At 72.7% G+C, this 19,138-nt stretch carries 19 protein-coding genes; 13 read left to right on the forward strand and 6 right to left on the reverse strand.

All coding sequences use genetic code 11. From position 1 onward, the window contains the following. Positions 1 to 229: 229 nt before the first annotated feature. From ACFPZJ_RS33155 to ACFPZJ_RS33180, 6 genes are all read left to right on the forward strand, one after another. Positions 230 to 634, forward strand: a complete 405-nt coding sequence (locus ACFPZJ_RS33155) for a hypothetical protein (protein ID WP_381029486.1) — start codon at positions 230 to 232, stop codon at positions 632 to 634. Beyond that, positions 631 to 1,389, forward strand: a complete 759-nt coding sequence (locus ACFPZJ_RS33160) for a hypothetical protein (RefSeq protein ID WP_381029487.1) — start codon at positions 631 to 633, stop codon at positions 1,387 to 1,389. The genes ACFPZJ_RS33155 and ACFPZJ_RS33160 overlap by 4 nt, the downstream gene beginning before the upstream one ends. A 38-nt stretch (positions 1,390 to 1,427) precedes the next feature. Next, a complete protein-coding gene (locus tag ACFPZJ_RS33165) occupies positions 1,428 to 2,042 on the forward strand; it encodes a roadblock/LC7 domain-containing protein (RefSeq protein ID WP_381029490.1) in 615 nt (204 codons plus the stop codon). A gap of 83 nt (positions 2,043 to 2,125) precedes the next feature. Further along, on the forward strand, positions 2,126 to 2,500 hold the full coding sequence (locus tag ACFPZJ_RS33170) for a roadblock/LC7 domain-containing protein (protein ID WP_381029493.1): 375 nt from the start codon (positions 2,126 to 2,128) through the stop codon (positions 2,498 to 2,500). A 143-nt stretch (positions 2,501 to 2,643) separates the two neighbouring features. Further along, a complete protein-coding gene (locus ACFPZJ_RS33175; RefSeq protein WP_381029597.1) occupies positions 2,644 to 3,045 on the forward strand; it encodes a PadR family transcriptional regulator in 402 nt (133 codons plus the stop codon). Continuing rightward, the gene (locus tag ACFPZJ_RS33180; protein ID WP_381029495.1) at positions 3,042 to 4,043 is read left to right on the forward strand and encodes a hypothetical protein; all 1,002 of its coding nucleotides are present in this window, start codon (positions 3,042 to 3,044) and stop codon (positions 4,041 to 4,043) included. Before ACFPZJ_RS33175 ends, ACFPZJ_RS33180 begins: the two co-directional genes overlap by 4 nt. 56 nt (positions 4,044 to 4,099) lie before the next feature. Here the strand turns inward: ACFPZJ_RS33180 and ACFPZJ_RS33185 are convergent, their stop codons facing one another. Beyond that, complete coding sequence (locus ACFPZJ_RS33185; RefSeq protein WP_381029498.1) at positions 4,100 to 5,086, reverse strand: thermonuclease family protein; 987 nt, start codon at positions 5,084 to 5,086, stop codon at positions 4,100 to 4,102. A 202-nt stretch (positions 5,087 to 5,288) separates the two neighbouring features. On the opposite strand from ACFPZJ_RS33185, the gene ACFPZJ_RS33190 reads away from it, so the two are divergent. The 4 genes from ACFPZJ_RS33190 to ACFPZJ_RS33205 all read left to right on the forward strand — a co-directional run bounded on the left by ACFPZJ_RS33190 (position 5,289) and on the right by ACFPZJ_RS33205 (position 9,732). Further along, positions 5,289 to 5,504 (forward strand): hypothetical protein, encoded by a 216-nt coding sequence (locus ACFPZJ_RS33190; RefSeq protein WP_381029500.1) that lies wholly within the window; start codon positions 5,289 to 5,291, stop codon positions 5,502 to 5,504. After that, positions 5,504 to 5,824, forward strand: a complete 321-nt coding sequence (locus tag ACFPZJ_RS33195; RefSeq protein WP_381029503.1) for a phosphotransferase — start codon at positions 5,504 to 5,506, stop codon at positions 5,822 to 5,824. Before ACFPZJ_RS33190 ends, ACFPZJ_RS33195 begins: the two co-directional genes overlap by 1 nt. 449 nt (positions 5,825 to 6,273) lie before the next feature. Then, the gene (locus tag ACFPZJ_RS33200) at positions 6,274 to 7,149 is read left to right on the forward strand and encodes a universal stress protein (protein WP_381029506.1); all 876 of its coding nucleotides are present in this window, start codon (positions 6,274 to 6,276) and stop codon (positions 7,147 to 7,149) included. 159 nt (positions 7,150 to 7,308) lie between these two features. Beyond that, positions 7,309 to 9,732 carry a glycoside hydrolase family 65 protein gene (locus ACFPZJ_RS33205; protein ID WP_381029508.1) on the forward strand — a complete coding sequence of 808 codons (2,424 nt, stop codon included), beginning with the start codon at positions 7,309 to 7,311 and terminating at the stop codon, positions 9,730 to 9,732. A gap of 370 nt (positions 9,733 to 10,102) precedes the next feature. Here the strand turns inward: ACFPZJ_RS33205 and ACFPZJ_RS33210 are convergent, their stop codons facing one another. The 5 genes from ACFPZJ_RS33210 to ACFPZJ_RS33230 all read right to left on the reverse strand — a co-directional run bounded on the left by ACFPZJ_RS33210 (position 10,103) and on the right by ACFPZJ_RS33230 (position 16,288). Beyond that, positions 10,103 to 10,597, reverse strand: a complete 495-nt coding sequence (locus ACFPZJ_RS33210; protein ID WP_381029510.1) for a lamin tail domain-containing protein — start codon at positions 10,595 to 10,597, stop codon at positions 10,103 to 10,105. A 182-nt stretch (positions 10,598 to 10,779) separates the two neighbouring features. After that, positions 10,780 to 12,144: an FAD-dependent oxidoreductase gene (locus tag ACFPZJ_RS33215; RefSeq protein WP_381029513.1), complete on the reverse strand. Its 1,365-nt coding sequence runs from the start codon at positions 12,142 to 12,144 to the stop codon at positions 10,780 to 10,782. 117 nt (positions 12,145 to 12,261) lie between these two features. Continuing rightward, positions 12,262 to 14,892, reverse strand: a complete 2,631-nt coding sequence (locus ACFPZJ_RS33220; RefSeq protein WP_381029515.1) for a SpoIIE family protein phosphatase — start codon at positions 14,890 to 14,892, stop codon at positions 12,262 to 12,264. A gap of 249 nt (positions 14,893 to 15,141) precedes the next feature. Further along, entirely contained in the window at positions 15,142 to 15,678 is a 537-nt protein-coding gene (locus ACFPZJ_RS33225) for a hypothetical protein (RefSeq protein ID WP_381029518.1), read from the reverse strand. A gap of 28 nt (positions 15,679 to 15,706) precedes the next feature. Beyond that, entirely contained in the window at positions 15,707 to 16,288 is a 582-nt protein-coding gene (locus ACFPZJ_RS33230) for an ATP-binding protein (RefSeq protein WP_381029599.1), read from the reverse strand. Between the two features lie 192 nt (positions 16,289 to 16,480). On the opposite strand from ACFPZJ_RS33230, the gene ACFPZJ_RS33235 reads away from it, so the two are divergent. The 3 genes from ACFPZJ_RS33235 to ACFPZJ_RS33245 all read left to right on the forward strand — a co-directional run bounded on the left by ACFPZJ_RS33235 (position 16,481) and on the right by ACFPZJ_RS33245 (position 18,796). Next, entirely contained in the window at positions 16,481 to 16,711 is a 231-nt protein-coding gene (locus ACFPZJ_RS33235) for a DUF397 domain-containing protein (protein WP_381029521.1), read from the forward strand. A 143-nt stretch (positions 16,712 to 16,854) separates the two neighbouring features. After that, a complete protein-coding gene (locus ACFPZJ_RS33240) occupies positions 16,855 to 17,772 on the forward strand; it encodes a helix-turn-helix domain-containing protein (RefSeq protein WP_381029524.1) in 918 nt (305 codons plus the stop codon). 286 nt (positions 17,773 to 18,058) lie between these two features. Beyond that, positions 18,059 to 18,796: a zinc-ribbon domain-containing protein gene (locus ACFPZJ_RS33245; RefSeq protein WP_381029527.1), complete on the forward strand. Its 738-nt coding sequence runs from the start codon at positions 18,059 to 18,061 to the stop codon at positions 18,794 to 18,796. Positions 18,797 to 19,138: the final 342 nt, after the last annotated feature.

The raw sequence follows: 19,138 nt of genomic DNA on the forward strand, positions 1-19,138 counted from the left end.
CACCCGTGGTCCGGGCGGCGGACGCTCACCACAATGGTGCGCGAGCAGGGCCCGCCCACCATCCGCATCGGGGCGGGCCCTGCTCGTGCGCGGCGGGGCAGGCTAGCGGATCACCATCCCTTTCCGTGCACATTCCACGGGAAAATGCCAAACCCCCCACCTGCGGTGAGCACGTTCCGTAGTCTCGTTCTCACGTTCGCGGTACGGCCGTTCAGGGAGGGGATCCGGCGTGCCCGGAATCGACGAGAGTCTGCTGGAGGCCATGCGCCTGCCCGGTGCGCGGGGTGCTTCGGTGGTGGACTGGATCAGCGGTCTGCCCCTGGGCGCGGTCGGCGACGCACCGGGCGGCGACATCGAGGCGACGGCGGCGGAGACCGCCGAACTGGCCCGCCTGGCCGCCGAGAGCGGCGCCCTGGCCCCCGCCGGACGCGACGAGGCCGCACCCTCCGGCAAGGAGCCGCCCGTGCAGGACCTGATCCTGACGAACACGGACTCCTACCACGTGCTGCGATTCGTCTCCACGCCGTTCGACAGCACCGTCTTCCTGCACCTGTGGCTCGACCGACGCGACGGCAACCTGGCGCTGGCCCGCATCCGGCTGGCCGAGATGGCGGACCGTCTGGTGCTCGGATGACCACCGCGTCCCGCACGGACCAGTCGGCCTCCGCCTTACTCGCCGGCCTCGCCGCCGAACGCGCCACCGGCGCCCTCTCGACCGGATCGGGGATCGTCTACCTCTCGGACGGGCACGTGGTCCACGTCGAGTCCGCCTTCACCCCCGACCTGGGCACCCTGCTCATCGGCGGCGGCGCTCTCGCCCCGGACGGCTGGCGGGACGCGGTCGACCGGGCGGGCGCCCGGAACCGGGTCGGCCGGCACCTGGTGGACAGCGGCCACCTCAGCGCCGGCGCGCTCGAACTGGCCCACCTGGGCGCTCTGTTCGACGCGGCGTACTTCGCCCTCGCCCACGACGCACCGGCCGTGCGCTTCCGGCGAGGCGCCGCGCACTGGCTCGGCGCGGTCCGTCCCGTACCGGCCGACACGGTGCTGCGCGAGTCGCGGCGCCGCCGGGCCCTGCTGGGGCGCATCTGGCCCGAGCCCGCCGTCGACACCGCGCCCCTCGCCCGCGCGCCCGGCGCCGACCCCGCGGGCCTGCCCGCGCGTCGCCGCAGGACGCTGGCCCAGGTCGACGGCGTCCGCACCGCCGCGCAGATCGCCGCGCACCTCGCCTGCCGCACCTTCCACACCCTCGTCGAGCTGCGCCGCCTCGCCGCCGACGGACTGGTCATCCCCGAGCCGCAGCCCCGGGAGCGGCCCGCGGCGCCGCCGCCGGACGAGCCCGACACCGCCCTGCTGCGCCGGCTCCTGCACGCCTTGGAGGCACTGTGATCCGCGCGCGACGACAGCGTGCCGAAAGGAGACTGCTCATGGCCGTCCAGACCGACGTCCTGGACGAACTGCGTCGGTTGCGCACCCGCGTCCCCCAGCTGACGGGATCGCTCGCGGCCACCGTCGACGGGCTCGTCCTCGCCCACGACGTGCCCGAGGCCGAACCGGAGGGACTGGCGGCGCTCACCGCCGCGGCACTCGGCGTCGCGCACCGCATGGCGGACGCCGCCGCACGCGGCGAGTTCCGCGAACTGCTCGTGCGCGGGTCCCTGGGGTACGTCGCCACGTACGCGGCCGGCCCGACCGCCGTCCTCACCCTCCTGGCCGGCGACCGCGTCAACGTGGGCCGTCTGCACCTGGAGGGCCGGCGCGGCGGCGCGAGGATCGCGGAGCTGGTGGCCGCCCGCATCGGCCCCGGCAGCGGCCGCCACGCCGACCGCCCGGCGCCCGCCGGCCACACGGCCCCCGCACCCCCCGACCCTCCGGCGCCGGCTCCTCCCGGCCGCTCCTCGACGGCGCCTGCCGACCACCCCGCCCCGGCCCCTCCCCACCCCGTGGCGGCGCCCGCGGACCCCGGACGCCCCATCGGCACCCTCCCGGTCCGCACCCCGCAGCGGCCCGCCCACCAGCCGCGCATCCAGCCCGGCGGCTGAGCCCCGCTCCCGCCCCGACCACGGACGCCCGGACCGACCCGGACATCCGCTCCGACCCACCACCGACGGAAGGAATCCCTCGCATGGCCAACCTGGAGACCTCGCTGAAGGAGTGCCTGAGCTCCATCGACGGAGCCACCGCCGCCGCACTCGTCGACTACACGAGCGGCATGGCCCTCGGCACCCTGGGCGGCAGCAAGGACTTCAACCTGGAAGTCGCCGCCGCCGGCAACACCGACGTCGTGCGGGCCAAGCTGCGCACGATGGAACTCCTCGGGCTGCAGGAGGAGATCGAGGACATCCTCATCACGCTGAACAGCCAGTACCACCTGATCCGCCTGCTCAAGGGCCGCGGTGGCAACGGGCTCTTCCTCTACCTGGTCCTGGACGGCGGCCGCGCCAACCTGGCGATGGCCCGCCACCAGCTCCGCAGGATCGAGAACGAGCTGGAGGTCTGACCCGGCCGAGACAACCGCGAGGACGAGGTGGGCCCTCCGCGTGAGCGTCACGCGGAGGGCCCACGGCGTGCCCGGACCCGGGCGTGTCGGTGCCCGAAATATATCGGCTCCCGAGATATCGTGTCCGCATGGCAACGAGGAACATGCCCCAGGCGGCGTTCTTCGTCCTGACCGCCCTGGCCGACCAGCCGAGGCACGGGTACGGGATCCTGCGTGAAGTCGAGGAACTGTCCGGCGGCACGGTGCAGTTGCGCGTCGGCACCCTGTACGGCGTGCTCGACCGGCTCACCGCGGACGGACTGATCGTCCTGGACCGCGAAGAGGTGCGGCAGGGCAGGCTCCGGCGCTACTACCGCCTCACCGACGAGGGTGTCCGGGCCCTGGACGCGGAGGCCACGCGGATGGCGGCCGGGGCCGACGCGGCCAGGGAACGCATCGCCGAGGGCCGCCCCGCCTCCGCCGACGCCACTGCCGCCGATCCCGCCGGGCCCGCCCAGCCGACCAGGCCCGGCGCCGGTCCCGGACTCGCCGGAGGTCTCGCATGACGACGCTGCTCGAGGCGCGCTACCGCACGGTGCTCCGCCTGCTGCCCGCCTACTACGGCCGGGCCCGGGAGGAGGAGATGGTCGAGACGTACCTGGGGGACACCGACCAGGAGACCCAGGACCAGAGCAGGCCCACCCTGGGCGAAGTGGCGAGCGTCGCCGCCCTCGCGGTGCGCAGCCGGCTGGCCACCGCCGGCGCGCCCCGCCCGTACGTCCGACTCGGCTCCGCCGTACGGCTCTTCGCGCTGTTCGGCGTGCTGCTCCAGGCGGCCTCCGCGGTCGTCGGCCGCGTCCTGGAACTGACCTGGGCGTCGACCGGCGGCGCCACCCGCTGGGAGATGTTCACCGCGAGCTTCACCGGTCACGGGCCGGTCACCGGCGTCGTCACGGCCGTCACCTGGATTTTGCCCCTGCTGTGGACGGCCGGACTCTTCGCCCTGCTGCACGACCGTCGCCGCCTGGCCCGGCTGTCCGCCCTGGCGGCCGCGCTGCCCACCCTCTGGCCGCTCCTCGCGCCGCTGGTGGACACCTCGTTCCCGCCGGACCCCGCGTACGCCGTCGCCTGCGCACTGCTCGCCTGGCTCTCGGCGCTCGCCGTGTGCGCGGGCTACCACCGAGACGCGCCCCCGGCCGCCCTCCCCGGTGGCGCTCCGGGGCTGCTCTTCCTGGCCTGCTGCGTGGTGATGGGCGGCTCGGTCGTACTGCTGCCCGCGGCGGCCGACGCGGTGTGGGCGCCGACCACCGGCTTCGTCGTCGGCGCCGTCGGCTGGCTGCTGTGGCGGGTCCGCCGCCGGGACGAGGGCACGGCCTGCGGGACCGTCGCCCTCGCGGTCCTCGGCCTGCTGATCCTCGCGGCGCGTGTCGCCGCGCTGTACCCGTGGCTCGACGTGCCGGTCCCCGCCGCGTTCCTCGGCGGCGCGCTGGGCCAGACGGCGGCGCTCGTCCTGCTGGTCGCGGCACTCGCCCTGGTGGGCCGACGGGGCCTGCTCACCCGCTGAACCGGCCCGGACCCGCCACCGGCGGGGCGCTCGTCACGGGTGCCCCGCCGGTCCGTTCAGTTGGCGTCGCAGCCGATTCCGTCGCCGTCCCGGTCGAGCCGGTGCGGGTCGTCGGGGCCGACCCGGACGGGACCGGGCAGGTCCGAGCAGTCCACGTCCGGGACGCCGGCCGGAGGCCCGTCCGGGAGACCGGCGTCGGGCGACGCGGCCGAATCTGCGGGGTCGGGTGCGGCCGGGTCCGCGGGGCCGGGTGCGGCCGGGGTCTGCGGCGGCGTCTCCGGGCAGGCGCTCAACAGACCGGCACCGGCCTGCCGGGCGGCGTCCTCGGCGCCGGCAATCGCGGTCCAGTGCTTGTCGTTGGGCGGGAAGAGGACCGCCTCGGCGTGACCGCTGCGCACCAGGGACTCGTTGAGGAACGTGCCGTCCTCGGTCCACACGTACAGCAGGTGACGGTCGTAGCGGTCCATCAGCTCGACGTCGCGCTGGACGCGGACGCGGCTGCCCGGCGGCAGCAGGGCGGTGGTGCGGGCGGTGGCCTCGTCGGCGAAACAGGCGCCCTTCTCCGGTGTGTCGACCTCCAGGAGCCGTACCCGGGCGACCCTGTCCTTCGGCAGGATCCGGCCGTCGCCGCGCACGTCGAGGGTGTCGCCGTCGACCACGCCGACGACCACCACGCTCGGCGGCGGTGTCGGCGACGGCTTCCCGGCCGGTGTGGCCGTGTCGTCGCGCGGTGGAGAAGACGGTGGTGAAGACGGGGGAGCCGGCGACCGTGCTGGCGGCCGGGTGGAGGTCTCGGTGGGCGTCGAAGAGCCGGAAGTGGGCTCCCGGCCGTCCTCCAGGAGCGAGCCGAGGCCGCCCAGACCGAGCAGCAGACCCAGCACGACCGCGAGGGCGGTGATCCAGGGATGCTTGAGGCGTCCCGGGCGGCGGGGATCCCGCGGGCGTCGTGGACGGGGCTGCCAGGACTGGTCGCGCCAGGCCCGCGCGTCAGGAGGACGGGAAGGGCACATGGCGCCCTCCAGATGGGTGAGACGGTGCCTCAAGTACAGCACCGCCCCCGTCGGTCCGCCCGCCGGGGGACGGTCGGCCGGCCACCGCCGGCCACCGCCAAGGCCCGTCGCCCCGAGACCGTGCCAAAACCGGATGCCCAGGGTGCGTTCGCGCCTAGGATGACGTCGCAGTGGCCTCGTCGCCCGGCCGGGGCGTGGCGGGAGCACCTGTGGACACCTCGCGGGAGCCGGGACAGTGCGCCGTCTGAAGCACGGCTACACCAACCGCACCGTCGGTGACGGAGCGAGGGTGGACAAGACCTACGACGGCCCGGACGCCGCCCTCCGGCTCACCCGGGAACGCACCCCGCTGACCCGGCTGCGGGGCCGAATCCCGGTGCCGCCGGTCCTGCGGACGACCGCACGCACCCTCACGCTCGGCTTCGTCCCGGTCTGCACGGACAGGAGCTGATGGACTCCGGCCACGCCGACGCGGCCCTCCGGGCGTGCGGCACGGTGCTGCGCCGGATCCACGCCGCGCCTCGGGAGATCCTGGACGACGGAAGAGGCACCGGCCCGGTGCTCGTGCACGGGGATTTCGGGCCGCACAACGTCCTGCTCGATCCGGTCACCCTCCAGGTCGCCGCCGTGGTCGACTGGGAGTTCGCCCACCTCGGCGAGCCGGTGGAGGACCTCGCCTGGTGCGAATGGGTCGTACGGACGCACCACCCGGGCCAAGTGGACTGCCTCGGGCCGTTCTTCGACGCGTACGGCGGGGCGGTACCCTGCTGACCGGTCCGCCAAAGGGCCATGCTCGCCAGGTGTGCGGCCTTGCAGGAGTTCTGTCGCCGGTGGCAGCCGGACGGCCCGGGCGTCCGGCTGTGGGAGGGGCGGTTCCAGGTCACGGCCGACTGGCGCGAGTAGCCCACGGGGCTCCCCGATCGCGCGGTCTCCGGCAAGGCCGGGACCGCCGAGGCGGTCGGGACGACGAAGCGGGAAGGGCCCCATCCGCTTCTCGCGGATCCTGATTGCGCGGTGCGCGGCCGCCAGCCGCTTCCCCGCGTCTGTCCCGGGTCCTTCCCGCCATCTCCAGCACAGCACGCCGACGGCGAAGGCGCCAGGGGTCGAACGGTGCCGGAAGGGGACGAACCGCCCTTCCTGTCGACCGGTCGGGAGTGCCAAGGTGGCACTGGAGCCCTGTGCGGGATGCCCGTGCGGCCCGGCGGAAGGCGGTGGCAACGATGAAACTGCCCCTGGTCGTGGGTGTGGACGGATCCGAGCCCAGCCTGCGGGCGGTCGACTGGGCGGCGGACGAAGCGGCCCGGCGCGGTCTGCCGCTGCGGCTGGTGTACGGCTCCCTCTGGGAGCGCTACGAGGGCGCCGCCCCGTCCGGCGGACCGGAGCGCCGCTCCGAGGACGCGGTGGCGGACGCCATCGTCACGGGCGCCGCGGAGCGGGCCCGCCGACGCCGGCCCGAGATCGAGATCTCCGTCGACGTCGTCCCCGAGGACGCGGCGGCCGCGCTGCTGCGCGAAGGGCACAACGCCACCGCGCTGGTGACGGGATCACGCGGCCGGGGAGAACTGAAGGGCCTGTTGCTGGGCTCCGTCGGCCTGGTCGTGGCGGCGCGGGCGCACGGCCCGGTGATCGTGGTGCGCGGGGACTCCGCGGGCCTGGCAGGCGCCCACGACCGGATCCTGCTCGGCGCGGGAGAACCCGCCACCGGCGGCGAGGCGGTGCGGTTCGCGTTCTTCGAGGCCGAGACGCGCGGATGCGTCCTGGACGTCGTCCGGGCCTGGAGGCGCCCCGCGTACGAGGCCGCCGGCCGGCCCCGGCTCGCCGGAGACGCGGCGCGCCGGCACGAGGAGCTGGCGTCCGCCCTGCTCGACACCCTGCTGCGGGATCTCACGGCGGAGTACCCCAAGGTCCGGGTGCGCCGGCACACCGTGGAAGGGCCGGCCCGCAAGGTGCTGCTGGCCCGGTCGGCCGCCGCCGACCTCGTGATCGTCGGTGCCCGGCGCCGGACCGGGCACCGGGGCCTGCAACTGGGCCGGGTGGGACACACGCTGCTGCACCACGCGGCCTGCCCGGTGGTGATCGTGCCGCAGCGGGTGTGATCCCACCGCGTCCCCGTGAGCGGCGCGAGGGCGCACGGGAAACCTCCGGGTGTTCACGGACACGGTCCCGCCGGTGTGTGCCCCGTGCCGGGCACGGGTACCCCGAGCGGCACGGCCGCGTCGCACCAGGCGCGGGCCGCCGGCCGGAGGAGCGTCGAGGTGATGGGCTGGACATGGGAGTACGAGGGCTACGCCCCGGCTGACGCGCGGCTGAGGGAGTCGCTGTGCACGCTGGGCAACGGCTACTTCGCCACCCGGGGCGCGCTGCCGGAGTGCGTCGCCGACGACGTGCACTACCCGGGCACGTACGTGGCGGGCTGCTACAACCGGCTCACCTCCGAGGTGGCCGGCCGGCGCGTCGAGAACGAGGACATGGTCAACCTGCCGAACTGGCTGCCGTTGCGCTTCCGCGTCCCCGGCGGGCTGTGGCTCGGACCCGACACCGCCCCGGTGCTCGACCACCACGAGACCCTGCACCTGACCTCCGGGGTGCTGGAGCGCCGGACGCGCTACGGCCTCGGCGACGGCCGGGTCCTGGCGGTGCGCCAGCAGCGGATCGTGCACATGGCCGACCCGCATCTGGCCGCGCTGCGCACCGAGTTCACCGCCGAGGGACACTCGGGCCCGCTCGACGTGGAAGCGGCGCTGGACGGCGGCGTCACCAACGCCGGCGTGCCCCGGTACCGGGACCTGGACGGCCGTCACCTGACCCACGTGCACACCGGCAGCACCGCCCCCGACACGCTGTGGCTGCGCTGCCGCACCCGCACCTCCGACATCCGCGTCGGCCTGGCCGCCCGGCTCGCCGCCGACACGCCCGGCGCGATCCACCACGAGCGCTGGCGCGCCGTCCAGCACACGCGCCTGGACCTGGTCGCCGGCCGGACCGTCACCGTCGACAAGACCGTCGCCCTGTACACGTCCCGCGACCCGGCGATCAGCGACCCGCTGCACGCCGCGGTCGACCGGGTCGGCCGGGCACCCGGCTTCGACGACCTGCTCGCCTCGCACCGCACGGCCTGGGCCCAGCTGTGGCGCCGCGCGGAACTCGACGTCCCCGGCGAGGCCGGCGGCATCCTGCGGCTGCACCTCTTCCACGTCCTGCAGACCCTGTCCCCGCACACCGCCGACCTCGACGTGGGCGTCCCGGCCCGGGGACTGCACGGCGAGGCCTACCGCGGCCACGTCTTCTGGGACGAACTGTTCGTCCTGCCCTACCTCAACCTGCACTTCCCGGAGGTCTCCCGCGCCCTGCTGCACTACCGTCACCGGCGCCTGGACCGCGCCTGCAGCGCCGCCCGCGACGCGGGCCGCAGAGGCGCGATGTTCCCCTGGCAGAGTGGCAGCGACGGCCGCGAGGAGACCCAGGAGCTGCACCTCAACCCGCGCTCGGGACGCTGGCTGCCCGACCACTCCCGCCTCCAGCACCACGTCGGATCCGCGATCGCCTACAACGTGTGGCAGTACTGCGAGGCCAGCGGCGACACCGAGTTCCTGCACACCAAGGGCGCCGAGATGCTGCTGCAGATCGCCCGCTTCTGGGCGGACTGCGCCACCTGGGACGACGACCTGATGCGGTACCGCATCAGGGGCGTGGTCGGCCCCGACGAGTACCACGACGCCTACCCCGGCGCCACCGGACCCGGCCTAGACGACAACGCGTACACCAACGTCACCGCCGCCTGGGTGCTCAGCCACACGCTGGAGGTGCTGCGCACCCTGCCCGAGCCCCGGCGGCGCGAACTCGCCGAACGGACCGGCCTGGACGACAGCGAGCTCGACCAGTGGGAGGACGTCTCCCGCGCCCTGCACATCCCCTTCCACCGGGGCGTCATCAGCCAGTTCCACGGCTACGGCGACCTCGCCGAGCTGGACTGGCACGCCTACCGGCAGCGCTACGGCGACATCCGGCGCCTGGACAGGATCCTGGAGGCGGAAGGCGACACGGTCAACCGCTACCAGGCCTCCAAGCAGGCCGACGTGCTGATGCTCGGCTACCTCTTCTCCCCGGCCGAGCTCCAGGGGCTCTTCCGGCGCCTGGGCCACCGTCTCGACGAGGACACCTGGCGGCGCACCGTCGACCACTACCTGCACCGCACCAGCCACGGCTCCACGCTCAGCGGCCTGGTCCACGGCTGGGTCCTGGCACGGGCCCGGCGGGCCGAGGCGTGGGAGTTCTGCCTGGAGGCACTGCGCGGCGACATCGCCGACGTGCAGGGCGGCACCACCGGCGAGGGCATCCACCTCGGCGCCATGGCCGGCACCCTGGACCTCGTGCAGCGCGGCCTGACCGGTCTGGAGACCCGCAGCGGCGCCCTGTGGCTCGACCCGGTCCCGCTCCCGGAACTCTCCTCGTACGGCTTCGCCCTGCGGTACCAGGGCCACTGGGGCGTCCGGCTGCGCCTGGAGCACGGACACCTGGAGATCGCCGTCCCGTCCTCCGACTGCTCGCCCATCGACATCCGGCTCCTGGACCGCTCGGTGTGCCTCCAGCCGGGGGAGTCGGGCCGGCTCCTGCTGGTGGACTCCTTGCCGCGGTGGCACCACACGGCAACCGTCCAGCCCGTACCGGACGTCCGATAGGAAGGAACGGCGAAGAAACGAGAAGGAACGGAGCGGGACGAGGCCGCTGCGGGACAGCGCCGGCCCACCCGGACGCCCTCACGCGCGGGACGTCACCGCCGCAGCGACTCGGCGTCCCCATGACGACCACCGGATGCCATGCAGGGCCTCCGCCCCTCGGCGGCCAGCCCGGGTCGGCCGCGTCGGCGGTGCCGCGGGAACCGGAGATCGCCTGCGCGGTGGTCGTCGTTCCGGCCCCGCAGCGCGTGCGGGCGGGCGGGCCAGGGCATGCCGGCCTTCCAGCCCGCGTCGGTGCGCCGGTACAACACCGCTGGTGCCGGCGGGGAGTCCCTGTCCCGGCCGGTCACGCCCTGCCCGCCCGCTCGGCCAATCAGCCGTGGTACGTGATGTAGCCGTTGCCGTCCGCGTCGGAACCGCTCCTGGTGTACGAGTGGACGTCGGCGCGGCTGCCGGACGGCTTGTACACGTAGATCGTGTCCTTGTCGTTGTTCCACATGAAGTTGCAGTTGTCGCGGTACACGACGTTGTTCCGGTCCGAGTCGGTGCCGTTGCCGCCGCGCAGCTTCACATAGTCACCGGGCTGGAGGTAGTGGTTGGCGGTGAAGGCGAACCTGTTCCCGGCCGCGTCCTTGACCACGTAGCCCTTCAGGTTCACCGTCGCCGACGACGAGTAGTTCTTGATCGTCAGGTACTCCTCGTCGGTGTTGCCCGTCGAGCAGCTGTTGGAGTCCCGGCCGGGCGCGTCGTACTGGATGCCCCGGATCTTCAGCGCGGAGCTGTATTCGGCGGCCTGGGCCGGAACGGCCGTCAGGACGGCCAGCGTGCCCGCGGCGGCGGCAGTGGTGGCGGCGAGGCGTATACGCATGGAAGTCATCCCCCCTGCATGGCCCTACAGTGAAGGCCGTGTGGTGTTTCGGTGAAGATGGATCGTACACAAACTCCACCACCGGAGTGGGAACTTCATCGCAACGCGGTGTCCGGGCATGCGAGAGGGGCCAGGAGCGGCGACGCTCCCGGCCCTTGACGTGTCAGCGGTGGCTCACCCGCTCAGGCGCCGCTCTCCCGCAGCATGTCCTCACGCTCGACGATCTTCACGCGCTCTCGTCCCTGCGGCTCGCCCAGCGCCTTCTCCGCGGCGTCCAGCCGGTACCAGCCCTCCCAGGTGGTGAAGCGGACGTTCCGCTCGGCGAGGAACGCGTCCACCGCCTCCGGGGCGGGCGAAGCGGGCGTGTGCAGACGGCCGTTGGCGAAGTCGTCCAGCAGGTTGGCCACCGTCTCGTTGGCGTCGCCCTTGGTGTGGCCGATCAGACCCACCGGGCCGCGCCGGATCCAGCCGGTGACGTACGTGGACTGCACATGCTCGCCGGTCTCGCCGATGACCCGGCCGCCCTCGTCCGGGACGGTTCCGGTCTCCAGGTCCCAGGGCAGCTTGGGGAGTTGGTCCGACAGGTAGCCCACCGCGCGGTACACCGCGCTGACGTCCCAGTCCTTGAAGGTGCCGGTGCCCCTGACGTTGCCGGTGCCGTCCAGCTCGGTGCGCTCGGTGCGCAGACCGACCACCCTGCCGTCCTCGCCGAGCACCTCCACCGGCGACTCGAAGAAGTGCAGGAACAGCTTGTGCGGACGGTCGCCCACGTCGCGGATCGCCCAGTTCTCCAGGGTCTTGGCGACCATGTCGGCCTGCTTGTTGCCGCGCCGGGTGGCGATCGAGCCGTCGTCGTAGTCGATGTCCTCGGGGTCGACGACGACCTCGATGGTGGGGGAGTGGTCGAGCTCGCGCAGTTCCATCGGGCTGAACTTCGCCTGGGCGGGGCCCCGGCGGCCGAACACGTGGATCTCCTTGGCCCGGTTGGCCTTCAGGCCCTCGTAGACGTTCGCCGGGATCTCCGTCGGCAGCAGCTCGTCGGCCGTCTTGGCCAGGATGCGCGCGATGTCGAGGGCGACGTTGCCGACGCCGAGCACGGCGACCTTCTCGGCCTCCAGGGGCCAGGTGCGCGGCACGTCCGGGTGCCCGTCGTACCAGGACACGAAGTCGGCGGCGCCGTAGGAGCCTTCGAGGTCGATGCCCGGGATGGGCAGCGCCCGGTCGGCCATCGCGCCCGTGGCGAAGATCACGCCGTCGTAGAACGCGCGCAGGTCGTCCAGGCTGATGTCGGTCGGGTAGTCCACGTTGCCGAACAGGCGTATCTGCGGCTTGTCGAGCACCTGGTGGAGGGCCGTGATGATGCCCTTGATCCGCGGGTGGTCGGGAGCGACGCCGTACCGGATCAGTCCGAACGGCGCCGGCATGCGCTCGAAGATGTCGATGGACACGCCGGGTTCGGCGGCCACCTCGGACTTGAGCAGGGCGTCGGCGGCGTAGATCCCGGCGGGGCCGGATCCGACGATGGCTACCCGCAGGGGGCGGGGCATGGTCAGGTTCCCTTCGAGCGAGGACAGGTGACTCGCCGGGAAGCCTAAGCTAAGGCATGCCTAAGTCGGTACGCGGGTCCGGTCTATGGGCTCATAAGGCTCTTTTATGAGCGGCGCTCACGGCAGCGGCTGTTCGGCCCAGATGACCTTCCCCGCGGGCACATAGCGGGTGCCCCAGCGCTCCGCGAGCTGCGCGACGAGGAACAGGCCCCGGCCGCCCTCGTCGGTCATGGCCGCATACCTCAGGTGCGGCGAGGTGCTGCTGCTGTCGAAGACCTCGCAGATCAGATTGCGGTCCCGCAGCACCCGTACATGGATCGGGCCGGAACCGTACCGGATCGCGTTGGTGACCAGCTCGCTCAGGATCAGCTCCGTGGTGAACGCCAGTTCGTCCAGGCCCCACTGCGCCAGCTGCCGGGTGACCGCCGCGCGCACCTCGGCGACGGCCGCCGGGTCGGACGGCACCGGCCACTCGGCGACCTGGTCGGCGGTGAGCGCCCGGGTGCGCGCGACGATCAGCGCGATGTCGTCGCTGGCCCGGGCCGGACGTCGCGCCTCGAGGACCGCCCGGCAGGTGTCCTCCGGCGACTCGCCGGCCCGGGACAGGGCCTCGCGCAGCAGCTCCAGGCCGACGTCGATGTCCCGCTCCCGGTCCTCGACGAGCCCGTCGGTGTACAGCACGAGCCGACTGCCCTCCTCCAGCTCCAGCTCGGCCGTCTCGAACGGCAGACCGCCCAGCCCCAGTGGGGGACCCGCGGGCACGTCGGGGAACTCCACACGGCCGTCGGGCCGGATCAGCGCCGGCGGGGGATGTCCGGCGCGGGCGACGGTGCACCGCCGCGACACCGGGTCGTAGACGGCGTACAGGCAGGTCGCTCCGGTGACCGGGGCGGTCGCGCCCTCCTCCGCCTCGTCCTGGTCGATGCGGCCGACCAACTCGTCGAGCAGCGTGATGAGCTCGTCGGGAGGCAGGTCGAGCGCGGTGAAGTTGTGCACCGCGGTCCGCAGCCGGCCCATCGTCGCCGCCGCGTGCAGTCCGTGACCGACGACGTCACCGACCACCAGCGCCACGCGCGCACCGGACAGCGGCAGGACGTCGAACCAGTCACCGCCCACCCCGGCCTGCGCGGGCAGATAGCGGAAGGCGATCTCCAGCGCGCCCTGCTCGGGCAGTGTGCGGGGGAGCAGGCTGCGCTGCAGCGTCACCGCCATGCTGTGCTCGCGCGTGTAGCGGCGGGCGTTGTCGATGGACACGGCGGCCCGGGCGACCAGCTCCTCGGCCAGCGCCAGCTCGTCCGCGTCGAACGGCTCGGGCTGGTCCGCACGCCAGAAGCTGACCACCCCGAGCACCAGGGCACCGGCCCGCAGCGGCACGGTGATCAGCGAGTGGATGCCGTACTCCACGACCTGGCCGGCACGCTCGAAGTCCTGCGCCCGCCAGCCGGGGGCGTCGCCGAGCCGCGGCTCCAGGACGGGCCGTCCGTCGGCGAGGCTGCGTCCCTGCGGGGAGGAGGCCACGAACCGGATCTGCTCGCCGACCGGGTACAACGGGGCGTCCTTGCGGATCCCGCCCAGTGCCGTACGGCGCAGCGCCGCCGCCCCGTCCGGCTGACCGCCGCCCAGAACCGCCTCGAACAGGTCCACCGTGCAGAAGTCCGCGAACCGGGGCACGGCCAGCTCCGTCAGCTCCTCGGCGGTGCGGGTCACGTCCAGACTGGTGCCGATGCCGACCCCGGCGTCGTACAGCATGTTCAGCCGCTCACGCGCCGTCTCGGCCCGGCCGGACAGGGCGCGCAGCTCCGTGGAGTCGCGGAGCGTGGCCACGCTGCCGGGCGGTCCGCCGGCGCGGTCCGTGGGCCTCTGGTTGATCGCCAGCAGCCGGTCGCCGACCAGGTGCACCTCGTCGGTGGCGACGCGTCCGGAGGCCAGCAGCTCGGCTGTGCCGGGGTCCAGGCCGAGGTCGAGCACATGGCGTCCCTCGGCGTCGGCGGGCAGGCCCAGCAGGCGGTGCGCCTCGTCGTTGGCGAGCAGCAGAGTGCCCCCGTCGTCGAGGATGATCACGCCCTCCCGGACGGCGTGCAGCACCGCGTCATGGTGCTCGTACATCCGGGTCATCTCGTGCGGTCCCAGGCCGTGCGTCTGGCGCAGCAGCCTCCTGCTGACCAGTCCCGCGCCCCCGGTGGCCAGGGCGAGGGCGGCCGCGGCGGCCGACAGCACGAGCGGCAGCTGTTGGTTCGCGGCGCCTCCGACGTGCTCGGTGGTGATGCCCGCCGACACCAGGCCCACCACCTTGCCGTCGGGGTCCCTGATGGGCACCACCGCCTGCACGAGGCGGCCGATGGTGCCGGTGATCTCCTCGGTGACGGGCCGTCCGGCCAGCGCGGGGGCGATGGTGCCGACGAACGTCCCGCCGATGCGGTCCGGCTTGGGATGGGTGTAGCGGATGCCGTCGGTGTTCATGACGACGACGAAGTCGACCTGCGCCAGCCTGCGGGTCGCCTCGGCGCGGGGTTGCAGCACGGCCGTCGGGTCGGGAGCGGTCAGCGCCTCACGGGTGCCCGGCGCGCTGGCGAACGTCTCGGCGACGGCGAGGGAACGGAGGCGGGCCTCCCGTGTGGTGTCGTGCCGCACCTGCAGCACGAGCGCCACCACGGCGGCCACGACCAGCAGCAGCACGATCACGACATGCAGCAGGAACACCTGTCCGGCGACGCTGCGCCCGCTCAGCACCGACCGCAGCCCCGCCATCGGATGCCACCGCGACGGACCCGCCACCCTCCGCCGCCGCGCGGACGCCAGTCCGCCGGGCCGCTGGGGAGACCGAGTCCCGGATCGACCCAAGAGTCGGACCATGTGCCATGTCTACACTGCCGGGCCCCCGGAGGCGAGGGCGTCACCTGTGCTGACAGGCGCTCTCACGCTTTCGTCACCCGCAACCGCCGCTGCGTCACCTCTCGGGCCGTCCCGGCGGACGTGCCGCCCGCTCGGGAGCGCGCGTCACACGCCGAGCGAACGGGCGAGTTCCGTCGTGGCCCGGGCGATCTCCGTGTCCTCGTCGGCCATCAGCCGCGGCAGGTCGCCGCGCCGCTCGCGGACCGCCTGCCGCGCCGCGCGCTCCCACACCACGGGGTTCTCGCGGTGATTGAGCAGCTTGGGATAGGCGGCGGCGGTGCTCTCCCACTGGCGGGCGTCGGCGATGCACTTCAGCAACCGGATGATCTGCGCCCGGCAGGTCACGTGCGGCAACTGCGCCAGCTCCCACAGGAAGGGCACCGTGGCGGCGGTCGCCTGCTCCACCACGAAGCCGTACTGGCAGATCCGCTTGCGCAGATCGCCGAGGGCGGCCCGGGCGGTGTCGGGGTCGCCCCAGGCGATGCCGTTGAGCAAGAGGGGAATGGCCGTCGCGGAACCGGTGGAGTCCTGGATGTCGCCCCAGGGCACACGGTCCAGCGCCGTGAGCGCGGTGGTCGGGGCCACCCCCGTAGGGGGCTTGTCGCGCTCGGTGCTCGGCTGCTGTGTCGAAGCGCTGCGCATGGCGGGGTGCCTTTCCGCGGCAGTCGTGTCAGGTGGGTGGGCGGGTCGACAACCTGGCCCAGACCGTCTTGCCCGACGGCGGAGTCGGGGACCAGCCCCACGCCTCGGACAGGGCGTCGACGATGCCCAGGCCCCGGCCGTGCTCCTCCAGGGAATCGGCGGTCGGCGCGTACACGGGCGGGTTGTCGTCGGGGTCGGAGACGGTGAGCAGCAGGTACGCGGGGCCGAGGCGGAACCCGAGCCGGATCTCCCTGGCCTCCGGGGTCCGCGGCAGGGCGTGGGTCGCGGCGTTGGCGGCGAGCTCGGTGATCACGAGCGTGGCATCGTCGCAACGGTGGTCCAGTGACCACACGTGCAGGGTGTCGCGCGTGAAGGACCGGACCCGGGCCAAGCCCTCCCGGTTGCACTCGACGCGCAGTGCGGCCGAGGCGGACGTGCTGCTCGATGTCTCCGGCATCAGGGACGGCTCCTCGTACGACGGGGGCGTGTACGGGCCGCGCGGGAGTGCTCCGACGATGCCGGGACCACCCGCGTGCGCCTCGGCGCCACTCGGCGACCGGAGCGTGTGAGGCGCAGGTGATGACACGGCATCTCCCCGATGCGACGTCAGGACGTGGCGCCGACACCGGGGTTGACGCCACGGCTATTATCCACGCTGACGACGCTCGCGTGCAATTGCACGAGAAATTGCGCGAAGTTGAGGCGGGGCGCACCGGGCCGCCGTACGCGGCCCTGCCCGACCGGCAACGGCGCGCGGCGCGCGGCGCGCGGCGTGCCCCCCCCGAACGACAAGGAGACTGCGGTGCCACCAGTGCAGAACGGAGTGCGGGCCAGCTCGTTGGACGCCCGCTGGATCAAGAGCCGGCACAGCAACGCCGAGGGCAACTGCGTCGAGGTCGCCGCTCTCGTCGACGGGGACATCGCGATGCGCAACTCCCGTGATCCCGACGGGCCGGCGCTCGTCTACACGCCGGCGGAGGTGGCGGCGTTCGTGGCCGGGGCCAAGGACGGGGAGTTCGACCACCTCCTGTGAAGCCCCGGTCGGGACGATCGGAGCCCAACTCTCCGCTTCTTTGGGACGGATGAAGATGTCCCAACACGCGTGGGTGGGTGCGGTGCGGCCCGGCGGCGTGCGATAGTGTAAATCGCCCTTGTGCCGGTTTGCTGGGAGCTCTGATGTCCGCCGCGTCGCATCGCATCTCCCGTCTGGAACCCTATCTGGACAGGCCGGCGCCGGCTCCGACTCTGCTGAAGATGCTCGTCGGAGTGCAGCTCGCCGGCTTCCGCGAGGACGCGGGCCTCGCCCAGGACCAGGCGGCCCGCGCTGTCGGGTTCAGCCCGGCGAAGCTCTCCCGCATCGAGTCCGGCAAGGGCCGCCGCCCACCGTCGGAGAGCGACGTCCGTGCCCTGCTGGAGCTGTACGGCACCGACGACTACGAGGCCTCGGTGCTGCTCAAGCTGCTGCGGCGGGCCGGGGAGCCGGGCTGGTGGCAGCGCTACGACAAACGGCTGATGCCCGAGTGGTTCGACCGACTGGTCGGCCTCCAGGAGGCCGCGGCCACCATCCGGACCTTCGAGATCCAGTACGTGCCCGGCCTGCTGCAGACGCCCGCCTACACCCGGGCCGTCGTGGAGCGCGGTCTTCCGAACGCGCCCGCCGGCGAGGTGCGGCGCCGCGTCGAACTGCGCACCCGCCGGGCCGAGTTGCTGCTCAGGCCGGACGCCCCGCAGTTGTGGGCGGTGATCGACGAGTCGGTCCTGCTGCGTGTCCTGGGCGGCCACGAGGTGATGCGGGAACAGCTCGCGCACCTCGTGGCGATGGCCGAGCGTCCCAACGTCACCGTGCAGATCGTGCCGCTCAACGTGACCAACGCGTCGGCGCCCGCGATCCCCGTGACGTATCTGCGCTTCGGCGGCCTGGACCTGCCCGACGTCGTCTACCTGGAGCACATCAGGAGCGCCAACTTCCTGGAGGACCGCGACGAGACGGAGGAGTACCGCATCGCGCTCGACCGCCTCGCGGACGAGGCCCTCGAACCGCGTGCGTCCCTGGAGATGCTGCGCTCGACGATGGAGGAACGCTACCCGGCGTAACATCCGAGTATCGTTCCCGCCCGGTATTTTCCCAGGTCAGAGCGCTGTGGTGCGGCGAAAATCGGCGGCCGGGTCGAATCCGGGTCGAATTTCGCCGTGTGCGTGCAGTGCGACGTTCGCTGCCTGAAGCACCATTCGACGAAAAGGCTGTGACCAGCAGCGTTGCACCTGACAGTGAGACATCATGGACTATACAAAAATATTGTCCGAGGCGTCTGGCCTGGTGAAATGTGAATGATCTGGACATCGGCGCGGCTCTGTCAGACCTCGCTCGTATCCTCACGCCGTGATCGCATCTCAAGGTTCAGACGCGTCCGGGAGCGACGCGGCAGCGCTGGCCGCATGGCCACTTCAGCCAGTGCCGCTCGATACCGGGAGCGGCGGGCGCGAGGACCGGCTACGAATGCTTCGCCAGATGCGCTCCGTCTGGAACGACGTTAACGGTGCCCGCCGTGAGCTGATCAAGAAGGAACTGGCAGCGGGCCAGGTCCGGCAGGCCGAAGTCACCGCTTACTGGAATCGGCACAAGGCCACGGTCAAGAACCGGTGGGACAGCCGTACTCGTGGCCGGGGAGAAACCACCGTCGCGGACATCCCGGAGGTCGCAGCGCAGTGGCACCGGGACAACTTCGCCCTATCCGAAAACGTCTCGGCGACGGCTCAGCGAGGCGGCGAGGTCAGCCCGTACCTGTGGCAATGCCCCCTTGACCTGGGCCATGAAGCGTGGCCGGCCTGGCCCAAGGACCGTATCCAGAAAGGCGCGGGGTGCCCCGAGTGCCGCCGTTTGATCCGGCTCGCAGACCTTCCGACCCTGGCCTCCCAGTACCGAGGACAGAGACCGGCTAGCGGCATCACCCACGCAGCACACGAGAGCGTGCCATGGACCTGCCTGACATGGGCCGTCGATCCAAGTACCGGAGTTTGGCCGCCAGTTGAGCACCGCTTCGATGCGGTGGTCAAAGAGCGGGCGTACGTCCAGAAGTCCGGGCGTCATTGCAGCTCAGAAGGGGTCTGGACGATGTAACCGGACGTCAAGCTCAGGGCAGCCAGCCGGTGGAAGTCCGGTCCGGGGAGACGCCAGGGTCCCTGGTAGCTGACTCCCGGCGTCACTCGAAATGGTGGCGTCGAAGTGGAGTGACAAGCGCCCTTCGGGGGCGTGCAACTGACCAGTCCGCAACATGAAGTGAAGCCTGCAGCGTCGTCATTTGACCCCCGCCCGCGGGCGGGCCAAGGAGGAGCCGAGCCTGTGCTTGTTCGGCGAAGGCCATGGAAGGCGATCTGGAACCTGGAGCGGTCGCCGAGGAACCTCCCGGCGTAAGGGGCGTGGAATGGTCAGAAGGTTGTCCTGGGAACTGGAGAGAGCCTC

Source organism: Streptomyces bullii (assembly GCF_042657145.1).
Classification (GTDB): domain Bacteria; phylum Actinomycetota; class Actinomycetes; order Streptomycetales; family Streptomycetaceae; genus Streptomyces; species Streptomyces bullii.

What these genes read in the sequence shown, in the direction of transcription:
- ACFPZJ_RS33160 (WP_381029487.1), top strand. Translation starts at nt 631, where the DNA reads ATGACCACCGCGTCCCGCACGGACCAGTCGGCCTCCGCCTTACTCGCC.
- ACFPZJ_RS33165 (WP_381029490.1), top strand. Translation starts at nt 1,428, where the DNA reads ATGGCCGTCCAGACCGACGTCCTGGACGAACTGCGTCGGTTGCGCACC.
- ACFPZJ_RS33170 (WP_381029493.1), top strand. Translation starts at nt 2,126, where the DNA reads ATGGCCAACCTGGAGACCTCGCTGAAGGAGTGCCTGAGCTCCATCGAC.
- ACFPZJ_RS33175 (WP_381029597.1), top strand. Translation starts at nt 2,644, where the DNA reads ATGCCCCAGGCGGCGTTCTTCGTCCTGACCGCCCTGGCCGACCAGCCG.
- ACFPZJ_RS33180 (WP_381029495.1), top strand. Translation starts at nt 3,042, where the DNA reads ATGACGACGCTGCTCGAGGCGCGCTACCGCACGGTGCTCCGCCTGCTG.
- ACFPZJ_RS33195 (WP_381029503.1), top strand. Translation starts at nt 5,504, where the DNA reads ATGGACTCCGGCCACGCCGACGCGGCCCTCCGGGCGTGCGGCACGGTG.
- ACFPZJ_RS33200 (WP_381029506.1), top strand. Translation starts at nt 6,274, where the DNA reads ATGAAACTGCCCCTGGTCGTGGGTGTGGACGGATCCGAGCCCAGCCTG.
- ACFPZJ_RS33210 (WP_381029510.1), bottom strand. Translation starts at nt 10,597, where the DNA reads ATGCGTATACGCCTCGCCGCCACCACTGCCGCCGCCGCGGGCACGCTG.
- ACFPZJ_RS33215 (WP_381029513.1), bottom strand. Translation starts at nt 12,144, where the DNA reads ATGCCCCGCCCCCTGCGGGTAGCCATCGTCGGATCCGGCCCCGCCGGG.
- ACFPZJ_RS33220 (WP_381029515.1), bottom strand. Translation starts at nt 14,892, where the DNA reads ATGGCGGGGCTGCGGTCGGTGCTGAGCGGGCGCAGCGTCGCCGGACAG.
- ACFPZJ_RS33225 (WP_381029518.1), bottom strand. Translation starts at nt 15,678, where the DNA reads ATGCGCAGCGCTTCGACACAGCAGCCGAGCACCGAGCGCGACAAGCCC.
- ACFPZJ_RS33240 (WP_381029524.1), top strand. Translation starts at nt 16,855, where the DNA reads ATGTCCGCCGCGTCGCATCGCATCTCCCGTCTGGAACCCTATCTGGAC.